21 protein-coding genes are annotated in these 21,282 nt (G+C 60.1%); 17 read left to right on the top strand and 4 right to left on the bottom strand.

The annotated features are described in order from the left end of the window. Positions 1-80: 80 nt before the first annotated feature. Positions 81-914: a lytic transglycosylase domain-containing protein gene (locus tag U3654_RS02275; RefSeq protein ID WP_324753741.1), complete on the bottom strand. Its 834-nt coding sequence runs from the start codon at positions 912-914 to the stop codon at positions 81-83. 352 nt (positions 915-1,266) lie between these two features. Between U3654_RS02275 and U3654_RS02270 the strand changes: the two genes are divergently transcribed. From U3654_RS02270 to U3654_RS02205, 14 genes are all read left to right on the top strand, one after another. Next, entirely contained in the window at positions 1,267-1,455 is a 189-nt protein-coding gene (locus U3654_RS02270) for a hypothetical protein (protein ID WP_324753740.1), read from the top strand. Between the two features lie 162 nt (positions 1,456-1,617). Continuing rightward, complete coding sequence (locus U3654_RS02265) at positions 1,618-1,815, top strand: hypothetical protein (RefSeq protein WP_416384543.1); 198 nt, start codon at positions 1,618-1,620, stop codon at positions 1,813-1,815. A gap of 138 nt (positions 1,816-1,953) precedes the next feature. After that, positions 1,954-2,823, top strand: coding sequence for a Flp pilus assembly protein CpaB (cpaB, locus tag U3654_RS02260; protein WP_324753739.1), 870 nt, complete (start codon positions 1,954-1,956; stop codon positions 2,821-2,823). A gap of 206 nt (positions 2,824-3,029) precedes the next feature. Continuing rightward, positions 3,030-4,451 carry a type II and III secretion system protein family protein gene (locus tag U3654_RS02255; RefSeq protein ID WP_324753738.1) on the top strand — a complete coding sequence of 474 codons (1,422 nt, stop codon included), beginning with the start codon at positions 3,030-3,032 and terminating at the stop codon, positions 4,449-4,451. Between the two features lie 17 nt (positions 4,452-4,468). Beyond that, the gene (locus U3654_RS02250) at positions 4,469-5,125 is read left to right on the top strand and encodes an OmpA family protein (RefSeq protein ID WP_324753737.1); all 657 of its coding nucleotides are present in this window, start codon (positions 4,469-4,471) and stop codon (positions 5,123-5,125) included. A 292-nt stretch (positions 5,126-5,417) separates the two neighbouring features. Then, the gene (locus U3654_RS02245; protein ID WP_324753736.1) at positions 5,418-6,644 is read left to right on the top strand and encodes an AAA family ATPase; all 1,227 of its coding nucleotides are present in this window, start codon (positions 5,418-5,420) and stop codon (positions 6,642-6,644) included. A 27-nt stretch (positions 6,645-6,671) separates the two neighbouring features. Continuing rightward, positions 6,672-8,132, top strand: a complete 1,461-nt coding sequence (locus U3654_RS02240) for a CpaF family protein (RefSeq protein ID WP_324753735.1) — start codon at positions 6,672-6,674, stop codon at positions 8,130-8,132. Then, positions 8,129-9,097: a type II secretion system F family protein gene (locus U3654_RS02235; RefSeq protein WP_324753734.1), complete on the top strand. Its 969-nt coding sequence runs from the start codon at positions 8,129-8,131 to the stop codon at positions 9,095-9,097. Before U3654_RS02240 ends, U3654_RS02235 begins: the two co-directional genes overlap by 4 nt. A 13-nt stretch (positions 9,098-9,110) precedes the next feature. Beyond that, a complete protein-coding gene (locus U3654_RS02230; RefSeq protein ID WP_324753733.1) occupies positions 9,111-10,079 on the top strand; it encodes a type II secretion system F family protein in 969 nt (322 codons plus the stop codon). Positions 10,080-10,102: 23 nt separating this feature from the next. Continuing rightward, complete coding sequence (locus U3654_RS02225) at positions 10,103-10,666, top strand: tetratricopeptide repeat protein (RefSeq protein WP_324753732.1); 564 nt, start codon at positions 10,103-10,105, stop codon at positions 10,664-10,666. A gap of 45 nt (positions 10,667-10,711) precedes the next feature. Beyond that, the gene (locus tag U3654_RS02220) at positions 10,712-11,563 is read left to right on the top strand and encodes a tetratricopeptide repeat protein (protein ID WP_324753731.1); all 852 of its coding nucleotides are present in this window, start codon (positions 10,712-10,714) and stop codon (positions 11,561-11,563) included. A 25-nt stretch (positions 11,564-11,588) separates the two neighbouring features. Further along, positions 11,589-12,128 carry a prepilin peptidase gene (locus U3654_RS02215; protein ID WP_324753730.1) on the top strand — a complete coding sequence of 180 codons (540 nt, stop codon included), beginning with the start codon at positions 11,589-11,591 and terminating at the stop codon, positions 12,126-12,128. Between the two features lie 54 nt (positions 12,129-12,182). Then, positions 12,183-13,496 (top strand): ATPase, encoded by a 1,314-nt coding sequence (locus U3654_RS02210; RefSeq protein WP_324753729.1) that lies wholly within the window; start codon positions 12,183-12,185, stop codon positions 13,494-13,496. Positions 13,497-13,555: 59 nt separating this feature from the next. Next, on the top strand, positions 13,556-15,967 hold the full coding sequence (locus U3654_RS02205) for a ligase-associated DNA damage response DEXH box helicase (RefSeq protein ID WP_324753728.1): 2,412 nt from the start codon (positions 13,556-13,558) through the stop codon (positions 15,965-15,967). Here U3654_RS02205 and U3654_RS02200 read toward each other — a convergent pair. Both U3654_RS02200 and U3654_RS02195 read right to left on the bottom strand, forming a co-directional pair. Further along, positions 15,955-16,365: a cytochrome c gene (locus tag U3654_RS02200; RefSeq protein WP_324753727.1), complete on the bottom strand. Its 411-nt coding sequence runs from the start codon at positions 16,363-16,365 to the stop codon at positions 15,955-15,957. The two genes, U3654_RS02205 and U3654_RS02200, sit on opposite strands and share 13 nt — an antisense overlap. 70 nt (positions 16,366-16,435) lie before the next feature. Continuing rightward, positions 16,436-18,010 carry a lysine--tRNA ligase gene (locus U3654_RS02195; protein WP_324753726.1) on the bottom strand — a complete coding sequence of 525 codons (1,575 nt, stop codon included), beginning with the start codon at positions 18,008-18,010 and terminating at the stop codon, positions 16,436-16,438. A gap of 121 nt (positions 18,011-18,131) precedes the next feature. On the opposite strand from U3654_RS02195, the gene U3654_RS02190 reads away from it, so the two are divergent. The 3 genes from U3654_RS02190 to U3654_RS02180 are packed head-to-tail and all read left to right on the top strand — an operon-like array spanning position 18,132 to position 20,229. After that, positions 18,132-18,557 carry a tellurite resistance TerB family protein gene (locus U3654_RS02190; protein ID WP_324753725.1) on the top strand — a complete coding sequence of 142 codons (426 nt, stop codon included), beginning with the start codon at positions 18,132-18,134 and terminating at the stop codon, positions 18,555-18,557. A 25-nt stretch (positions 18,558-18,582) separates the two neighbouring features. Further along, on the top strand, positions 18,583-18,819 hold the full coding sequence (locus U3654_RS02185) for an Lrp/AsnC ligand binding domain-containing protein (protein WP_324753724.1): 237 nt from the start codon (positions 18,583-18,585) through the stop codon (positions 18,817-18,819). 3 nt (positions 18,820-18,822) lie between these two features. After that, positions 18,823-20,229, top strand: a complete 1,407-nt coding sequence (locus tag U3654_RS02180; protein ID WP_324753723.1) for an FAD-binding oxidoreductase — start codon at positions 18,823-18,825, stop codon at positions 20,227-20,229. Between the two features lie 72 nt (positions 20,230-20,301). Here U3654_RS02180 and speB read toward each other — a convergent pair whose 3' ends face one another. Further along, on the bottom strand, positions 20,302-21,270 hold the full coding sequence (gene speB / locus U3654_RS02175) for an agmatinase (RefSeq protein WP_324753722.1): 969 nt from the start codon (positions 21,268-21,270) through the stop codon (positions 20,302-20,304). Positions 21,271-21,282 lie beyond the last annotated feature (12 nt).

The raw sequence follows: 21,282 nt of genomic DNA, 5'->3' as shown, positions 1-21,282 counted from the left end.
ACGGGCCAAACTGCACACAGGATTTCGTCACGATCATGAGGGCGGTGCCAACAGGTGCCGCCCTTTTCAGTTGGCTCTAGTCAGTTGGCCATCGCCAGATTCAGCGCGCAACCGTCCGAGATGAACTGCGGCCGCGTCTTGCACAGCCCGCGCGCGAGGTCGTAGGCGGCCAGCACCTTGGGCACGTAATCGCGCGTCTCACTATAGGGAGGCACGCCTTTGTTCGCCTTCACCGCATTCTCGCCCGCGTTGTAACCGGCCAGTGCAAGGATGGGGTCGCCCTTGAACTCGTTTAGAAGCCACTCGAGGTAGGCGACCCCGCCCCTGATATTCTCGGCCTCCGACAAACTATCAGTCACGCCAAAGCGGGCGGCCGTATCCGGGATCAGCTGCATCAGCCCTTGCGCGCCCTTTTCGCTGACCGCTGTTCTGCGACCACCCGATTCCACTGCGATCACCGCCAGCACCAGCGCGGGCGATACGTTGGTGCCAATGGTCGCCTTTAGTATATTCTGCCCCTGTGCCGTTGCGATGTCCTGAATGTCTTGCAAACGGTAGCGCGGCGCAGGCTGACCCTCGGGCGGTTTGGCAAGCACGCCCAGCGCCTCATCAAAGCGCACTGTGCCGGCATCCGCATAGCCGGGCGGCACATGATCCCAGAACCAGCCATAGGTCGCGACCCGTATTGCCGGGACGTCCGCGGGGGTATCCTCGCCGTCCGCGCGCGGCGTGCTGGGCGCCGGGGCGGGCTGATCGCCCGGCTCGATCTGTACGGTAATGCGCTTGGCCGTGCCTTTCGCAGGGGGCTTGCTCATCTTGAAGGTAAATTCAGGAAAGGGTGCGGGATCGCCCGCCGCAGCGGGCGCGCCGCCCAGCAGCAGGGCTGCCAGCAAGGGTGCAATTGAGTATCGCAATGGATTGGCCTGACTGCTGCAATGTTATTTTCCGCAAATAATCGCAAAAAACACGCCTTCGCGCCAGCCCCGGCGGGCGAAAGAGGGCGTCACGACCCCAATTTTCAAACACAAATGGGCAACCAAGTAATTTTTTCAATCATTTATTCACTTACTTTACATAGAGTTAGATCAGCAACGTGCAGAAAAAACATAGCGCTCCAAAATCGCACCATTCACGCCCAATTTGTGCCTTCATTCACTGGCTATATTAACTCATCCGACGCGCTGAGGGCCAACAGAGAGAAGCGGCCCAGATCAGCAAGACGGTAGAAACCTGAGTAACCTAGTGATCCTTTGGAGGGACAACAACATGATCAATTTCATCAAGAATTTCAGTGCAGACGAAGACGGCGCCGTAACAGTTGACTGGGTCGTGCTGACCGCAGCCGTCGTCGGCCTGGGCGTTGCCGGTGTGGCAACTGTTAAGACTTCGGTCGAGACGCTGGCCACCAAGATCGAAACCGGCGTTGGCGCCACTGTCGTTGCTGGCGCACCGTAAGACGGCGGCATCCAACAAGCCCCGTTCTGAATTGAACGCCTGACTACGAAGAGCCGCAAGTCGATGATTTGCGGCTCTTCTGCCCTTCGGGGTGCCATCGTGGCGCCGCACGCAAACTATCGTTCGCGCACCTTTTGCACTCGTAATGAGAACGAATTTACAATGAGCGAGCATATTATGTTTAACTTCATCGCATCCTGGCTACGCGACGAGAGCGGCGCCGTCACGGTCGATTGGGTCGTGCTGACTGCAGCCGTCGTCGGCCTCGGTCTCGCAGCGGCCGCCTCCGCGCGCACTGGCGTCGTCACGCTGGCCTCCAAGATCGGACAGGGCGTCGAAGTAACGTCGCTCGGAGAATGAATTAACTACGCGGTCTCGTGCCGCAAAAGAGCCGCGACGCGATCAATCTTTGACCACATTCACGTGTCATGGTTCCGACAACCTGGGCCGCCTGCCATTCGGCGCGGCGCCCGGTAGGAACGATTGAAAGGATAAGCCATGCGCTTGATGTTTGGACTGGTACTTGTTCTCGGGCTTGCCCTTGCGGGTTTCGCAGTCTTCATGGCCAAGAGCTATATCCAGAATTATCAGAACGCCCTCGAGCTGGAGCGTCAGGCGCGCCCGACAGTCATCGAGACGGTCGATATTTACATCTTGAACCGCTCTATGGAGTACGGCGAGCGGATCCTGCCGGACGACGTGAGACAGGTCGCCTACCCCACCGCATCACTACCCGAAGGCGTCTTTCGCACCAAAGAAGAGCTGTTTCCCAAGGGCGAGGGTGAGCCGCGCACAGTGCTACGCGCCATGGAAGAGATGGAGGTCATCCTCGCCGTCAAGGTGACCGAACCCGGCCAGGATGCCGGAATCACCACCAAACTGGGGCGCGGTATGCGCGCCTTCGCGATCAAGGTTGACAGCATGTCTGGTGTATCCGGCTTCCTGCGGCCAGGCGACCGGGTCGACGTTTACTGGACCGGTAATATCGGTCGCGGCGGTATGCGCACCGAGGGCGACAGCGAAGGCGACGTCACCAAGCTAATTGAGGCCGGAGTCAAATTGATCGCCGTCGACCAGTCATCGAACGCCGATATCGCCGAAGCCAGCATCGCGCGCACCGTCACAGTCGTCGTGCGCCCCGAACAGGTGGCCGCACTGGCGCAGGCTCAGGCAACCGGGCGTCTCGCACTCAGCCTAGTTGGCACGCAGGACGATACAGTCGCCTCGGCCATTGAGGTCGATCAGCGCCAATTGCTGGGCCTCGCGGCGGCCCCCGTACCGGTTCAAGCCCCCCGCGCCGAGGTTTGTTCGATCCGGACGCGCCGTGGCGGCGAAGTGATCGAAACGCAGATCCCCTGCACCAACTGAACCACCAAGCACATCACAACATTGCCGATTTTCGGGGCGCTGCTTCTGCGGCGCCCCGTCTCTTTCGTGCAACTCTTTTGATGAAAAGTATTAAATCACCCGCCAAGTGTCATTGATTCTTGAATAATAATGAAAAGTAACGCAGTGTCGCCGTATCCAAGGGCAACAAGACCCATAAATTGAGGCGTGATCGGAAGGCAGGTCACATGAAAATGACTAATCTATTTGCGGCAGCCCTCGTCGGGCTGACCGGGGTAATGGCGAACGCGCCGACACCCGTTCATTCAGAGGCGCTGCACGTCGTGCGCAAGGGATCGGGGCGCGACCTAAGCGTCGCGATGAACCGCGCGGTCGTGGTCGAAAGCGATGTGCCGTTCGCCGAACTGAGCATCGCGAACCCGGCTATCGCCGATTTCTCGACGCTGTCGGACCGCACAATCTATGTGCTGGGCAAGACGCCGGGGCGCACTACGCTGACGTTGCTCGATGAAAACGGGCGGCTCATCGCCAATGTCGACGTGCATGTCAGTGCCGACGTATCGGAATTCAAGGAACGACTGCGTCAGATTCTGCCAAATGAGCAGATCGAAGTGCGCACCGCCAATGATGGCATCGTGCTGTCTGGTACCGTCTCCAGCACACCGCGCATGCAGCGCGCGCTGGATTTGGCCGAGCGATATGCACCCGAGCGGGTATCAAACCTGATGAGCGTGTCGGGCAAACAGCAGGTCATGCTGAAGGTCCGATTTGCAGAAATGCAGCGGAACGTAGCGAAGAGCCTGTCGGCATCGCTGGCGATCGACGGCTTGTCGGCTGCGGGCCTTGGTGCCGGTGTAGCGACCAATGGCATCGTTTCCAACGTAGCGCCCGTCGGCGTAACACCCGGCACCTCCAATCTGGGTACTCCCAACAACGGCGCTGCGTTCTTTGGCTTTAACGCTGGATCGGCGCAGATCGGCATCCTTTTGCAGGCGCTCGAGACCAAGGGCGTCGTGCGCACCTTGGCCGAACCGAACCTGACGGCCCTCTCGGGCCAAGAGGCCAAATTCCTCGCCGGTGGAGAGTACCCCATCCCGGTCAGTCAGGAAAACGGCGCGATCACGGTTGAATTCAAACCATTCGGCGTCGAGCTGAACTTTGTACCGCGCGTTCTGGATGACGGAATCATCAATCTCGAGATGGCTGCTGCCGTCTCGTCGTTGGACCCTGCAAACGGATTCGTCGGAAACGGCTTCAATATCAGTGGCTTCCGTCGCCGTGATGCATCCACAACGGTGGCCTTGCGCGATGGAGAGAGCTTTGCCATTGCCGGCCTCCTGCAGGACGATTTCCGCGATAGTAACGGTCAGGTGCCATGGCTGGGCGACGTGCCGATCATCGGCGCGCTATTCCGCAGTGCCGATTACCAACGCTCGCAAACCGAGCTGGTAATCATCGTCACCGCCCATCTGGTCACGCCCACACGGGGAGAGGCGCTGGCGCTGCCGACCGACCGGGTCAAGCTGCCTTCCGAGGCCGATCTGTTCCTGAACGGGCGCGTTGCCCGCGATGCCCGCCCCACTACAGGCGGCGCGGGAGAAGTTGCCAATCAGGATTTCAGCGGCTCTTATGGCTATGTGATGGATTGATGAAGGGAGCGGAGTACATGAAGAGAACTCTTTCAATGCTGCCGATCCTGGCGCTGGCCGGATGTGCCGCTGATCCGCAGGTACGTGGATCGTATTTTTCCGAAGCAGGCGCGCTGGTCGATGGCGGCAATTTCGGTGGCGCTACGATGCAGAACACGCAAGTGATGAACGGCGAGCGCGGCTACGTCTATGACCTTTCAAACCGCTTCGCCAGCGAAGTGCCGAGCACCGTCAACTTCGGGTTCAATTCGGACCAGTTGGACGCCGTTGCTCGCGATACACTGCGCGTGCAGGCAGCGTGGATTCGCCAGTTTCCCGAAGTACGCTTTAAGGTGTACGGCCATACAGACAAGGTTGGATCGCCCGGCTACAACAAGACTCTTGGCTTGCGCCGTGCGCGTGCCGTCGTCGGATATCTGGCGACCCAAGGTATCAGCACCGCGCGTCTCGAAGCCGTCGTCTCGTTCGGTGAAACACAGCCGCTGATCGTCACGCAGGGCCGCGAACGGCGCAACCGGCGTACAGTGACCGAAGTTTCGGGCTTTGTAAGTTCGCATCCCATCATCATGGACGGAAAATACGCGCAGGTCATCTATCGCGAATACATCGCTAGCGCCAAGCCGGCCTCTGAAATCAAGATGGCCAAGAGTTCGGCAACTCTCACAGAAGAATAGGGACGTTTTATACGATTTCTCCCTGCCCGGCTTGCCGGGACACCTAGAAACCCGCCGCATCGCCGGCGGGTTTTTTTTTGGCCTGCCTGCGCCTTTGTCGATCCGCCTGAACGCACAATTACGGCAATCCGGCCCTATTGTTGCCAATATTTTCGGTGATCTTGCTCCTAAGTAAAACCGATCTGCGCCAGATATGCAGGCCGGGATTCGGATAACCGTTTCGTTTCGCGAAGGGCGGCCCGTTCAAGGAAGGCCGAACGCGCAGAGACGCGCAGGATAGGATGATGACGCAATGAGCAACGCGATGAACCAACCGGACCCCAGCCCGCTCGCCGCGTGCACGATCAGCCGCGACGTCACCAACTTCGATCTGTTGATCGAAGACATGGAGGCCGCCGTCGGCGAGGCGTGGGGCGATCTGGGATTCCCCGAGGCGCTGGCTTTTCTGGGCCAGCTTGATGCGCAGACGATGGAATTCATCGCCATCGCCATCGATGAGGATGACGAGGCCGACCTGGGGACCATCGGCGAGATCATCGACCTCGCCGGCGTGCTCAAGATCAAGGTGATCCTGATCGCCGATGATGTCAGCCCCGCCGCGCTGCACAGTCTTCTGCGCCAGGGCGCAGACGAATTCGTGCCATACCCCCTCCCCGAGGGCGAATTGCAGGCCGCCATCGACCGGTTGCGCAAACCCGCCGAAGCGCCCGATACCACTGCCTCGGCACCCATCGCCAACGGCGAGGATGGCATCGTTCTGGGCGTCCACGGCCTTGCCGGCGGCACCGGCGCGACGACGCTTGCCGTCAACCTTGCATGGGAGCTGGCGAACGCGTCCAAGAACAATGCCCCACGCGTGTGCATTCTGGACATGGGACTGCAATTCGGATCGATCTCGACCTTCCTCGATCTGCCGCGTCGCGAGCCGGTGTTCGAGATGTGGTCCGACACCGAAACCATGGACGAAGATATCTTCAAACAGGCGCTGGTCAGCTATCAGGACCGCTTGTGGGTGCTGACCGCGCCGCCTGAAATGCTACCGCTAGACATGATCTCGCCCGAAGACGTGACCCGCGTGCTGGATCAGGCGCGCAAGCATTTCGACTATGTCATCGTCGACATGCCCACCACGCTGGTGCAGTGGACCGAAACGGTGCTGTGCGCCGCGCAGATTTACTTCGTCACGCTGGAAATGGACATGCGCTCAGCTCAGAATACGCTGCGCCTGAAACGCGCGCTCAAGGCTGAGGATCTGCCTCTGGAACGGCTGCGCTTTTGCATGAACCGTGCGCCGAAGTTCACCGACATGAGCGGCAAGAGCCGGGTCAAGCGTATGTCCGAAAGCTTGGAAATTAGCATCGAATTGCAGCTGCCCGATGGCGGCAAGGCCGTCAGTCAGGGCGCCGATCACGGACAGCCCTTGGCCAGTTCAGCCCCCAAGAATCCGCTGCGCAAGGAGATCGCCAAGCTGGCAGCCTCCATTCACGCCATCGGCAAAAGCGACGCAGCAGCCGCGTGAAGCGGGCTGTAGAAAGGTAACGACCAGATGTTCTCACGCTACAAAAAGCCCGTCGCCGGGCAGGCAGCCCCGGTTAAACCCGCAGGCAACACCCCTGCCAAGACGGTCGCCGCGGCGCCTGCAGCCCCGCCGAAGCCCGCCAGCCTGCGCCGTCCCACCGCCCCGGCCAAGGCTGATCTCGGACCACAGGACAAAGAGCGCAAGCGCAAGGATCGGCTGAGCGAAATCAAGCTGGACATGCACCGCGCCCTTCTGGACAACTTGAACCTCGGCGCGCTGGACACGGCCACTGAGCAGGACCTGCGCGAGGAAATAGGCGCCATCACCGCCGAAGTCCTCGAAGAGCGTAGCATCGTTCTGAACCGCGAAGACCGCACGACACTGACGCAGGAGCTATACGACGAAGTGCGCGGCCTCGGCCCGCTGGAAACGCTGCTGAAGGACGACACCGTAAACGACATCCTCGTTAACGGCCCGCATCAGATATTCATCGAGCGCGACGGCATTCTGGAATTGAGCGACATTACCTTCAAGGACGAAAAGCATCTGCTGCGCATCATCGACAAGATCGTCAGCGCTGTGGGACGTCGCGTGGACGAATCGAATCCCTATGTAGACGCGCGCCTGCTGGACGGCTCACGCTTTAACGCGATGGTGCCGCCCGTTGCGGTTGACGGCAGCCTCGTATCCATCCGCAAGTTCAAAAAAGACAAGCTTGGCATCGACGATCTAGTGAATTTCGGCGCCTTCTCCGAGGAAATGGCCGCATATCTGCAAGCCGCCGTCGCGTGTCGCCTGAACATCATTGTCTCGGGCGGAACCGGTTCTGGTAAAACGACTACTCTGAACGCGCTGTCTTCCTTCATCGACAATGCCGAGCGGATTCTGACCATCGAAGACACCGCCGAACTTCAACTGCAACAGGTCCATGTTGGCCGAATGGAAAGCCGCCCGCCCAACGTCGAGGGCAAAGGCGAGGTTTCTCCCCGCGACTGCCTGAAAAACGCGCTGCGGATGCGCCCCGACCGCATCATTGTCGGCGAGACACGCGGCGAAGAAGTTATTGACATGCTGCAGGCCATGAACACCGGCCATGACGGCTCTATGACGACGATCCACGCGAACAACCCGCGCGACGGTGTCAGTCGATTGGAAAACATGGTGGCGATGGCGGGCATCGAAATGCCGCTCAAGGCCGTGCGTAGCCAGATCGCAAGCGCCGTGCATCTGATCGTGCAGGCCTCGCGCCTTCAGGATGGTAGCCGCCGCATGACGTCGATCACGGAGGTGACGGGGATGGAGGGCGAGGTGATCTCAATGCAGGAGATTTTCCGCTTTCAGCGCGTCGGACTCACGCCCGAGAATAAGATTATCGGCCATTTCACCGCGACCGGCGTGCGCTCGAACTTCTCCGAGCGATTCCGCCTCTGGGGCTACGACCTGCCCGCATCTCTCTATGAACCCGTGACACCGGAGCAATCCAAATGAACATCAGTGCAGAGCCAATTATCTACGGTCTAATCTTTGTCGGCGTTCTCGTGCTGGTCGAAGGGATCTACCTGACCGTTTTCGGCAAGTCGATCAGCCTCAACAACCGTGTGAACCGCCGTCTCGAAATGCTGGACAAGGGCGCGCGCCGTGATGAAGTGATGGAAAAGCTGCGCAAGGAGATGCAATTGCATCTGCGCTCGCGTCGCTTTCCGCTCTATTCGGTGCTGGCGACCAAGGCGCAGAAGGCGGCCATCGCCTTTTCGCCCAAACAGCTGATTATGCTAATGGTGTTGGTGTCGTTTCTCGCGTTTGTCGGCCTAACGGTCGGCACAGGCACATCGCTGCCGGTTCGCATTGCCGTGTCCATCGCGATGGGCGTCGGTGGTATCTTTATGTGGATTTCCATGAAGGCAAAAAAGCGCATGGGCCTGCTGGAGGAACAGCTGCCTGACGCGATCGAGCTGATGGTACGCTCGCTCAAAGTGGGCCATCCGTTCACCTCCGCCATCTCCATCGTTGCCACAGAAGTCGGCGATCCGCTGGCGACCGAATTCGGCATCATCGCGGATGAGGCAGCCTATGGCCGCGACATCGGCGAGGCGCTCAAAGATATGTCCGATCGATTGGATATGCAGGATCTGCGTTTTCTCGCAGTCGCGGTGACCATCCAGCAGCAATCGGGCGGCAACCTGGCCGAGATCCTCGCCGGCCTCGCCAAGGTGATCCGCGCGCGGTTCCGTCTGTTTCGCCGGGTCAAGGCGATCACCGCCGAGGCGCAATGGTCAGGCAAGTTCCTGTCGGGCTTCCCCCTTTTGGCGCTGGTCGGCATCCAACTGCTGGACCCGCATTATTATGACAATGTCCTCGATCATCCGCTGTTTATTCCCGCCTGCCTCGTGGTCGGCGCGTTCCTGACGGTCAACCTCTTTGTCATGCGCGCCCTCGTGAACATCAAAGTCTGAAAAGGATCACTCCATGACCTTCCTCAACGACATCCTGACCGGCGCTCTCGGTCCGTTCGGCCCGATCATCGCAGTCGGCACGCTGGGTGTCTTTCTGATCGCGACCACGCTTGTTTTGATGATGAACCGGCCCGAAGATCCGCTGGACAAGCTCAAGCGGACTCAGCATGAAAGCAAATCGGGCGCGAGCCAGCAGCAGCGCCTGCGCGGCTCCAAGAACGAAAAGCTGGACAAATACGCTGGCTTTCTCGAGCCGCAGGACGAAAAACAGCTAAGCGACATGCGCAAAAAGCTAATGCAGGCCGGTTACCGTGACCGCGATGCCGTGCGCTATTTCCATTTTGCACAGTTCGCGCTGGGGGTCGGTGGCCTTATATTGGGTGTGATCTACTACGTCGCCTTCAAATCGGGTAGCGAGGTCGGCACGGCCAAGATTTTGATGTATATTCTCGGCCCCGGCGGTCTGGGCTATATGGCGCCCAAATACTGGGTGACCAAGCGCCAGCAGCAGCGGCAGGAAGAAATCACGGACGGTTTTCCCGACAGCTTGGACATGATGCTGGTCTGCGTCGAGGCCGGGCAATCGCTGGATCAGTCAATCATCCGCGTCGCGAACGAAATCCGCGCCTCGTTTCCCGCCATCGCCGAAGAATTCCAGATCGTCAGCCAGCAGATCAAAGCGGGCCGCGACAAGGCGTCGGTGCTGAACGAAATGGGCGAGCGGTGCGGAGTGCAAGACATCTCAAGCTTTGTCACAGTGCTGGTGCAATCGCAGACTTTCGGCACGTCCATCGCTGACGCCCTGCGCGTTTATGCTGGCGAAATGCGCGACAAGCGGGTCATGCGCGCCGAAGAAAAGGCGAACAAGCTGCCGACAAAGATGACATTGGCAACCATGATGCTTACAGTGCCTCCATTGCTCATCATTCTGGTCGGCCCGTCGGTCGTGGGTATCATGGATCTGACGGCGGCGGCCCAGTAAACACAGGACGGTTTCTTCAAGACATGGCATGGACGCGCGTGATCTTGGCCCCGTCTGTGGCCCTGTCCTTGGCACTCGCCGCCTGTTCGGACGACGGCGGAGTGAAGGGCGGGCCCTATCCGCCCGGCATTGCCAAGAGTGGCAAATCAGTCGACGCCGCCACCGTTGGCCACCGTCTGATCAGCGCTGGCGAACATGAACTGGCGATCAAGGCTTTTTCCCGCGCCGCACTGGAACAGGGCATGACCTCGGAAATCCTTCTGGGCCTTGGCAGCGCATATTTGGGCCTTGGCCGCGTTGGACAGGCAGAAGAGCTGCTGCGCCAGGCTATCGACAAGGACGAACGCTCGCCCGAGGCGTGGAACAATCTGGGTGTCACGCTGATGGAGCAAGGCGAAATCGCCGAGGCCGAACAGGTGTTTCGCCGCGCATATGCGCTGGACAATGGCGAAAGTGACTCAATTCGCGACAATCTGCGCTTGGCTCTCGCAAAACAGGAAATTTCGGTCTATGATGGTGAACAAGAGCAAGATTATAAATTGGTGCGGCGCGGTAGCAGCGACTATCTAATTAGGTCAATTCCCTAAACGCGCAGATACCAAGACGAGGCGAGGCAGTAAAAGGACGCAAAAATGCGCCACCCCATCCTACTATCGCTCTGCGTGGCAGGGGCAGTCGTCCTGTCCGGGTGCGACAAGAACAAGAAAGCCGATCGCGAGTTCGAAGGCGTCAACGTCGTCGACGAGAGCAACCTCAACGACGTGATGCTATCGGTTTCCGACGCGAATGAGGCGGTCACGTATTTCCAGCGCAGCACCGCAGAAAAGCCGGACCGCATTGATCTTCGACGTGGCCTCGCCAAGTCGCTCGTGCGTGCCAGCCGAAACACCGAAGGTGTCGCCGCCTGGAAAAAGGTGGTCGATCACAAAGACACAACCGACGAAGACCGCGTCGACCTAGCTGATGCGTTGATTCGCAACAACGAATGGGACCGCGCCGAAGCCGTCCTGGACTCCGTCCCCCCAACCTACGAGACGTTCAAGCGCTACCGCCTTGCGGCGATGGTCGCAGACAGCAACAAGAACTGGACGAAGGCCGACAGTTTTTATGAAACGGCCGTGGGACTCACCACCCGCCCTGCCAACGTCATGAATAACTGGGGATATTCAAAACTTAGCCGTGGCGATTTCGCCGATGCCGAACGTCTGTTTTCCGACGCGGTCCGGCAGGACACCTCGCTCTTTACCGCCAAGAACAACCTTGTTCTTGCCCGCGGCGCGCAGCGCAATTACGCGATGCCCGTGATGTCCGTCAGCCAGACCGAGCGCGCTCAATTGCTCTATACGTTGGGTCTGTCGGCTATCAAGCAAGGCGACGTCGAGACGGGCAAAGGCCTGCTTCGCGACGCGGTTGAAACCCATCCACAGCATTTCGAAGCCGCCGTGCGCAGCCTGAGCGCGCTGGAAGGCAATGTGACCAACTAAAGCTGCGACCTAAGGGGCGACGCCCATGTATATCTCTGCCTACGCCGCCCTGTGGTTCCTACCCTTCGTGTTGCCCATATGCCTCTGGGTCGCGTGGAGCGATCTGCGCGACATGAAGATCCCAAACAACGCGGTGATGGCGCTGGTCGCGATATATCTGGTCATCGGGCTCATTGCCCTGCCCCTCGACATTTACGCATGGCGCTGGGTGCATCTGGTGGTCGTGCTATTGGCCGGGATCGCGCTGAACGCCATTGGCGCTCTGGGGGCGGGCGATGCCAAGTTCGCCGCCGCCGCCGCGCCCTTTGTCGCGATCGGCGATCTCAAACTGGTGCTACTCATCCTCGCCGCCACGATGTTCTTTGGCTACATTATCCACCGCATAGCCAAGCATACGGCCTTACGCAGATTGGCGCCCCACTGGGTCAGTTGGACCCGCGAGGGCAAATACCCGATGGGTCTGTCGCTAGGCGGCGCGCTGGCGATCTACCTCGTGCAAGGCGCCTTGGCCGGGACCGAACCCAGTGCCGCCATGACGCCAATTGGCGGCCTTATTTTGCCCTAGATTTGCAGGCATGTTTCCCGGCAACCTGACCCGATTAGCTGAGGCCGTGATTCCATGAACATGCAAGTGACGTCCAAAGGCGTGCAACCGCCCCCGCCCCCCACGACAATGGCCGACATGCGCGTGAATGTGGTGATGATGCGCGACATCCTGCTTAAAACCATATTCCGCAAAAACGTGACCCTGGTCAGCGAAATCGCGGTCGCCGTCTGTCTTCCTCGCACCGTCACCCAAGAGCTGGTCGATCTTGCGCGCGAGCAGCGCCTGCTGGAAGCGACCGGCACGATGAGCGCGACGGCAGGCAGCGAAATGGGCTATCAGCTGACAGATGCAGGCAAGGCGCGCGCGCTGGATGCGCTGGCGCAATCCGAATATTTCGGCCCCATGCCCGTACCACTGGCCGTCTATGCCGAGCAGGTGCAGCGCCAGTCGATCCGCAATATCCAGATCACCCGTGACCAGCTGACCGGCGCGATGGGCCATCTGGTCTTGCCGCCCAGCCTGCTGGATCAGTTGGGCCCCGCCGTTAGCGCAGGCCGCTCAATCCTGATGTATGGCCCGCCGGGCAATGGTAAATCCAGTATTTCCAACGGTATCCGCGACGCAATGGGCGACAAGATCTACGTACCGATGGCCATCGAATACGCGGGCCAAGTCATCACCGTCTACGATCCCATTGTCCACTCCAAGGCCGAGGCCGAGTCTGACGACCCTAATTCCCTGCGCCGTCGCCGCACGTTCGATGCGCGCTATGTGCGTTGCGAGCGGCCGACGGTCATTACCGGTGGTGAACTGACGCTCGACATGCTGGACCTCGTCTATAACCCGACAGCGCGCACCTATCAGGCGTCGCTTCAGCTGAAATCAACCGGCGGCATTTTCATCGTCGACGACCTTGGCCGTCAGGCCGAGCCACCGCAAAATCTGGTCAACCGCTGGATCGTGCCGCTGGAAGAGAGCAAGGATATCCTTGCCCTTCAGTCTGGTGAAAAATTCGAAGTGCCATTCGACACACTCGCGATCTTTTCGACCAACTTCCATCCGAACAAGATTTTCGATCAGGCCGCGCTGCGCCGGATCTTTTACAAGATCAAGATCGACGGACCGAGCCAAGCAGATTTTCTCAAGATCTTTGCCATGGTCGCGCGCAAAAAGCAGATAGCGCTGGATGAGGCGTCGCTGGTCCACCTGCTGAAAAAGAAATATCCTGAAATCGACAACGTCTATGCCAATTATCAGCCGGTGTTCCTGATCGACCAGATGATCTCGATCTGCGAATTCGAGGGCATTCCCTATCAGATGAGTCCCGATCTGATCGACCGTGCATGGGCGAATATGTTCGTCGAAGAGAGTGAAATCGTGAACTGACGCGGGGGCGCGCGAATATTTCTGCGAACTTTTTCCGCCCGGCGCCCTACATAGGCGGCATGACCACACTGCCCCCTCAATTCACTGACTGGTTCGCGTCGCGCGGATGGTCGGTCCACCCGCACCAGCAGAACATGCTGGATCGCGCGGGCGATCCATCCCTGCTGCTGATCGCGCCCACGGGCGGGGGCAAAACGCTTGCCGGTTTCTTGCCCACGTTGGCCGAACTCGCCGAGGGCGGGCACAAGGGGTTGCATACCCTCTACATCTCGCCGCTTAAGGCGCTGGCCAGTGATATTCGCCGCAACCTGACGACCCCCGTGACGGAAATGGGCCTGCCCATCCGCATCGAGGATCGCACCGGCGACACCTCTTATACGCAAAAGCGTCGCCAGCGTGCTGATCCACCCGATATCCTGCTGACAACGCCCGAAAGCCTTGCCCTGCTAACCTCTTACGAGGACGCGCCGCGTATTTTCGCGGGCCTGAGCCGCGTGGTGATCGACGAAATCCACGCCTTGGCCGAAAGCAAACGGGGCGATCAACTGATGTTGGCGCTGTCACGACTGCAAGCCCTTTGCCCTGATTTGCGCCGCGTCGGCCTGTCGGCCACGGTCGAGGATCCCGCCGCCATTGCGCGTTTTCTGGCACGCCATCCTGATCCCTGCGAAGTCATCATGGCCGATCCCGGCCCCGAGCCGGACATTAAGATGCTAGAGGTCGCCGAGCCGCCACCGTGGTCCGGCGGTGGTGCGGCCTATGCCATCCCCGCCGTTCTGGAGCAGGTCAAGGCCCACAACACTACGTTGATTTTCCACAATACCCGCGCGCAGGCCGAGATATTTTTTCGCAACCTTTGGCTGGCCAATGACGAAAACCTTGCGATAGGAATCCACCACGGTAGCCTTGATCGCACCCAGCGTCAGCGCGTCGAAGGCGCCATGCAGCGCGGCGAGTTGCGTGCAATCGTCTGCACCGGCAGCCTCGATCTGGGCATTGATTGGGGCGATGTGGACCTCGTCATTCAGGTTGGCGCGCCCAAGAACGTCAAGCGGCTGGTGCAGCGTATCGGGCGCGCGAACCATCGCTACAACGCCCCATCCAAGGCGCTGCTGGTCCCTGCCAACCGCTTTGAGGTAGTCGAATGCGTCGCCGCGCTAGAGGCTGTGCGTGCGCGCGATCTGGACGGTGATCCACGCGGACCCGGCCCATTGGACGTGCTCTGCCAACATATCCTGATCGCCGCATGTGCAAAACCGTTCAGCGCGGACCAACTATATGATGAGGTAGTAACCGCTGGTCCCTACGCGGCCCTCACCCGCGCCGATTTCGACGAATGTCTCGATTTCTGCGCAACCGGCGGCTATGCTCTGCGCGCCTACGATAAATGGCAGCGCCTGATCCGACGGGGTGGCCTGTGGCAACTGCGTGATCCGCGCGCCGCGCAGATCATCCGCATGAACGTTGGCACCATTCAGGACAGTGACCTGCTGAAGGTCAAGATGCAGCGGGGCCGAGGCGGCAAACCACTGGGCGAGATCGAAGAGGCCTTTGCCGCAACACTCACGAAGGGTGATACGTTCCTGATCGGGGGCCAGATCGTGCGATATGAATCCCTTCGCGAGCTGACCGTCGAGGTCAGCCGTTCGGACGGGAAAAAGCCCAAGATCGCGACGTTTTCGGGCACGAAATTTGCTACATCCACGCAACTGAGCCAGCGCATCCTAGCCATGCTGGCGCAGCCGGATTGGCCCACCCTGCCCGCCCACACCGCCGAATGGCTGCATTTGCAGCGGCGCGTGTCGCAGATGCCAATGGCGGGCCGGTTGTTGATCGAAAGTTTTCCACATGACGGGCGCGAACATGCCTGCATCTACGGTTTTGCCGGGCGCAACGCGCAGCAAACACTGGGCCTGCTGTTGACCAAGCGGATGGAGGAACTGGGCCTCGACCCTCTCGGGTTTGTCGCGACCGATTACGCGACGCTCATCTGGGGGCTCGAACCGTTGGTGGACACCACGTCGCTTTTCGATCCGGCGGCGTTACGCGGCGGCTTTGAGCACTGGCTCAGCGGCAACGCGGTGATGAAGCGGACATTTCGCACCTCGGCCACCATCGCGGGCCTTATTCAGCGCAACCTGCCGCAGGCACGAAAATCCGGGCGGCAAGCAACGTTTTCGTCGGATATCCTCTACGATACGTTGGTGAAATACGATCCGGATCATCTGCTGCTGCGCATCACGCAAACCGAGGCGATGCGCGGTCTGGTCGATTTCGGACGTATTGAAGAGATGATGGCGCGCATTGGCGGGCGCATCGACCTGGTCCGGCTGCCGCGCGTGACGCCGCTGGCCGCGCCGCTGTTTCTGGAGGCCGGGCGCACGCCCGTCAGCGGCGCTGGCGAAGAGCGGCTGTTGACCGAAGAAACGACGCGACTGATGCAGGCGGCCGGGCTGGCTCAGCCCTCCTGAATACTCTCAAGATAGCTGAGCAACGCGGCCAGCGGGCGGGGCGTGGGCGTCATGACGCCGTCACCGGTATCGAGCGGCACCGTTTCGCCTGTCAGCAGCGCGCCGAATTCCGGCATCTGCTGCCCCGGAATTTGCGCGCGATGATAGCCGTCAATCGTCGACAGAACCCGCGCGCGGGGGAAAGTGCCGCCTTCCATCAACTGTGTCAGCGCCGGTGGCGTGGGGGTCATTTCCTTGGCCCAAGGTCCGTCGCCCTGCCCGGCAGAGCCATGGCATTGCGCGCAATTCTCGACATATAGCCTGCGCCCATCGGCAGCCTCGGGCATCGTCGTGGCCTGCACACAAGCCACAAGAACGCCCAGCGCCGCCACTCCAGCAGCGATCCCTGCATATTTCATCGCGATCTCCTTTGCCTCACCCTGCATCACGCGGCCAGCGCCAGCTTTGATCCAGCGCAAGCCGTGCAGTTCAGACGAACTTGCCTGCTAGCGCATCGTCGATCAACTGCACTGTCTCATTCACGCCATAAAGCGCGATGAACCCGCCGAAACGCGGACCTTGGGATGCGCCCAACAGCACCTCATAAAGCGCCTTGAACCAGTCGCGCAGGGGATCAAAGCGGTCGCGGCCCACACCGTAGACCAACGATTGCAGCGCCTCGTCATCCACCGGCCCATCATAGTTTGCCAGTTGATTGCGCAGATCGCTTAGTGCCTCGCGCTCCAGATCGTTCGGCGCGCGATAAACCTTGGCTGGTTTCACAAAGTCGGTGTAGTAGCGCAGTGCATGGCCAACGGCCTGATCCATGTCGGGGTTCGTTTCAGGTCCGGCATCCGGCGCATAACGCTGGATAAAGCCCCAAAGCTGGTCTTTTTCCTCCGCCCCTGCGACCGACGCGAGGTTCAGCAGCATCGAGAATGGCACGACCAAGCGGCTTTCGGGCACGCCGTCGGGGTGGATATGAAACACCGGATTGTTGACCCGCGCCGCCGCATCCTGCCCGGCATAGGCGCGCAATTGCTGGTGATATTCGTCCACCGCCTTGGGGATCACGTCGAAATGCATCCGCTTGGCCGTTTTCGGCTTGAGATACATGAAATAGCTTAGCGATTCCGTCGAGGCATACGTCAGCCATTCGTCAATGCTGATACCGTTGCCAGCGGATTTCGAGATCTTCTGACCGTTCTCGTCCAAAAACAGCTCATAGCTGAAATGCTCGGGCTTGCGCCCGCCCAGAATTTCGCAAATCCGGTCGTAGATCGCTGTATTAGTGGCATGTTCCTTGCCATACATCTCAAAATCGACGTCCAGCGCGGCCCAGCGCGCGCCAAAGTCCGGCTTCCACTGCAGTTTCACATTGCCGCCGGTCACTGGCAGCGTCCATTCGCGACCATCTTCGTCGTCGAAGGTAACAGTGTGGTTAACAGCATCCACGTTTTTCATCGGCACATAAAGAACCCGACCTGTTTCGGGGTGAATTGGCAGGAAAATCGAATAGGTCTGCTGCCGCTCATCGCGCAGCGATTTCAGCATGACGGCCATCACCTCGTCATAACGCTCGGCGGCGCGTCGCAGCACCTCGTCGAACTGCCCTGATGCATAGAATTCGCGCGCCGAGTAGAATTCGTATTCAAATTCGAACGTATCCAGAAAACGTCGCAGCATGGCGTTGTTATGATGGCCAAAGCTTTCATGCGTGCCGAAGGGATCGGGCACGCTGGTCAACGGCTTGTGCATGTGCTCGGCCAGCATATCCTGCTGAGGCACGTTGCCGGGGATTTTGCGCATCCCGTCGAGATCGTCGGAAAAGCAGATCATCCGCGTCGGAATATCGCTGATCACCTCAAACGCGCGGCGGATCATCGTGGTGCGCAGCACCTCGCCAAACGTGCCTATGTGCGGCAGGCCGGAGGGCCCATAGCCCGTCTCGAACAGCACATACCCCTTTTCCGGCGCGCCCTTTTCATACCGTTTCAGCAAGCGGCGCGCTTCTTCAAAAGGCCAGGCTTTCGAGGTCATCGCAGCGTCACGCAGATCTGACATGGGGCTCTCCAAGGGTCACGCCCTCGCACGGATGCGCGCAAAGGTCCGCCGCTTCCTATTGCCGAGGGACGACAAGGTCAATAATCTGCGCACCAAGACCCCCATTTGCAAAGGAAAACCCATGAACGACACCGCAACCCACCCGCTGAGTGCGCAGGATTGCCTGGTGGCCGTCATGATCGCGGTCTCGGCCTCGGACGAGCAGATCCGCACAGCCGAACTGGTCAAGATCGAAAGCGCGGTGAACAACCTGCCCGTCTTTGGTAATTATGATGAGGACCGTATCAATATCATCGCGCAGACGGTGTTCGACCTCTTCTCGGACGAGGATGGCCTCGACGCCCTCTTTGGCCTCATCCGCGAGAGCCTGCCCGAGCGCCTGTTCGAGACCGCCTATGCGTTGGCCTGCGACGTGGCTGCCGCCGATGGCACCCTCGCCGACAGCGAGTTGCGTCTGCTGGAAGAGATCCGTTACGAGCTGAACCTCGACCGTCTGCACGCCGCTGCGATCGAACGAGGCGCGCGCGCGCGTCACATGCGTCTGTGACGCATCTTAGAAAAGGACACATCCCATGCGCTGCGTTTTCATAAACATCCGCTGCAAGCCCGGCACCTCCTACAAGGTGGCCGAGGAAATCGCCCTGCGCGAGATCCATTCCGAATTGTATTCGACCTCAGGACCGTTCGATCTATTGCTCAAGCTCTACATTCCTGACAACGAGGATGTAGGCAAGTTCATCAACGAGAATCTGCTGCAAATCCCACATATTGAGCGAACCGAAACCACCCTGACCTTCAAGGCGTTCTAAATCATGCTGGACAGAATTCGCGATATCATCGGTGCCGCCAACGTCCTGACAGGGGACGATATGGCAGGCTACGCCAGCGATTGGTCCGGCCATCCCCGCGGCACACCGCTGGCAGTGTTGCGTCCCGGTTCGGCCCAGGAAATATCGGCCATAGTCAAGCTGGCGAATGAAACCGGCACGGCGATTGTGCCGCAGGCAGGCAATACCGGACTGACTGACGCCACCGAAGCGGGTGACGCACTGTTGCTGTCGGTCGCGCGCATGTCCAAGATTCGCGAAATCCGTCCCGCAGGTCGCATTGCCATTGTCGAGGCGGGCGCGATCCTGTCCAGCATCCATGACGCGGTGGCCGAACACGGCCTCATCTTTCCACTGTTTTTCGGCGCGCGGGGGTCAGCCATGATCGGTGGGGCGCTGTCGACCAACGCGGGCGGCTCGAACGTGCTGCGCTATGGTAACACGCGGGATCTGTGCCTTGGCATCGAGGCGGTGCTGCCGACCGGCGAGATCGTCGATCTGATGCGCCAGCTACACAAGGACAATTCCGGCTATGACCTGCGCCACCTTTTGATCGGCGCTGAGGGCACGCTTGGCATCATCACCGCCGCAGTGATTAAGTTGCATCCCGCGCCACTGGCCAACGCGACCGCGATGGTAGCCGTCCCGTCGGTCTCGGATGCGCTGGACCTGCTCAACCGTCTTCAGCTCGAAACGGGCGGCGCGGTGCAGGCGTTCGAATACATGCCACGCGCCTATGTCGAGACGTATATGGAGTTGTCGCCGACGCATCGCCAGCCGTTTGACGAGCAATATGACGTCAACATCTTGGTCGAGGTCGGCGCCATCGCCCCGCGCGATGCCGCGCCGGGCGCTGATGGTCAGATCCCCATCGCCGCGCATCTGGAAGACGTGCTGGGCGCATTATTTGAGGAAGGCGCGATTCTGGATGCCGTCGTCGCCCAGAACGAGGCGCAGCGCAGCGAAATGTGGGCCCGACGCGAGGCTGCCGCCGAGGTTATCACCCTGCATGAGCCATATGCCGACCGCGACATTGCCGTGCCAGTCGACCGGATGCAGGAATTTCTGGACGACGTGGCCGCCATCATCGCGCGCCTCGATCCGGGCGCGCGCGACGTATCCGTCGCCCATCTGGGCGATGGCAACTTGCACTTGGGCGTCTTTCCCACACGCCCGGACGAGGCGCTATGCCAGCAAATCGGCGATGCGGTCGAGGACGCTGCGCTGGCCCTCGGCGGCAGCTTCTCGGCCGAGCACGGGATCGGACTGAGCAAGCGGGCGAGCATGGCGCGTTACAAGAACCCTGCCGCGCTGGCGGCGATGCGCGCCATAAAAAAGGCACTTGATCCGAACGGTATTCTCAATCCCGGCAAAGTTCTGCCTGACGAATGAGCGAGCGCAGTTCGAGTATTTTGTGACCGACAAAAGTGTCGGCACCGATGATGGCAGGCTATTTCTGCCTGTTCAGGCGCCTAACGAGTCTGCGCAAGTCATAAGGCAGAGCAACTCGAAAATGATTGTCGCGCCCAAGAGGGCGGTCCCCCCGGAAGCGTCAAAAGGTGGAGAAACCTCAACCAAGTCGGCGCCTACGATGTTGATACCAGCCAGTTCGCGCACGACTTGCAGCGCCTGATAGCTGTTTGGCCCGCCCACCTCCGGTGTGCCTGTACCGGGGGCAAAGGCGGGATCGACGAAGTCGATATCGTAGGTGATGTACGTCGGGGCTGTACCCACGATCTCGCGCGCTTCGGCCATGATTTCGGCGGGGCCACGTGCATGAAACTCCTCGACAGGGATCAGCCGGATGCCGTTTGCGGCGGCGAAGTCGCGGTCTTCGGTGTCGTACATCGTGCCACGAATGCCGATCTGGACAAAGCGACTAGGGTCGACCAGCCCCTCTTCTATGGCGCGGCGGAAGGGCGTGCCGTGGGTGTATTTCTGCCCGTCAAAATAGGTGTCGTTCAGGTCGGTGTGGCTATCGAACTGGATCAGACCTACGGGGCCTGACGCTGCAACCGCGCGCAGGATCGGCAGTGTGCTGAGGTGATCGCCCCCGGCGGTCAGCGGCGTTATGCCAGCAGCGATGGCATCCGAGTAAAATGCGGTGATGCGCGCCATGGCGTCCTGAATGTCGACGGGGTTCGGCGGCACGTCGCCCAGATCGGCGCAGCGAGCAGCCTCGAACGGGCGCACAGAGGTGGCGCCGTTCTGCGCGCGCATCATCGAAGACATGTCGCGCAGCTGGCGGGGACCGTGCCGGGGTCCGGGGCGATTCGTCGTGCCGCTGTCCCACGGCACACCGATGATGCCGATTTCGACTTCGGCGAAACGCTCGTGACCGGGTGGCACATGCGGCAGGCGCATGAAAGTCGGAACGCCGGCAAAACGCGGCAATTGAGAGCCGGAGGGCGGATGAAAGAATGTATCGGTCACAGCCTGATTCCC

The organism is Roseovarius sp. Pro17, from assembly GCF_035599575.1.
Taxonomy (GTDB): domain Bacteria; phylum Pseudomonadota; class Alphaproteobacteria; order Rhodobacterales; family Rhodobacteraceae; genus Roseovarius.
The sequence above is the reverse complement of the archived record's forward strand: the minus strand, read 5'-3'. Positions and strand labels throughout refer to the sequence as shown.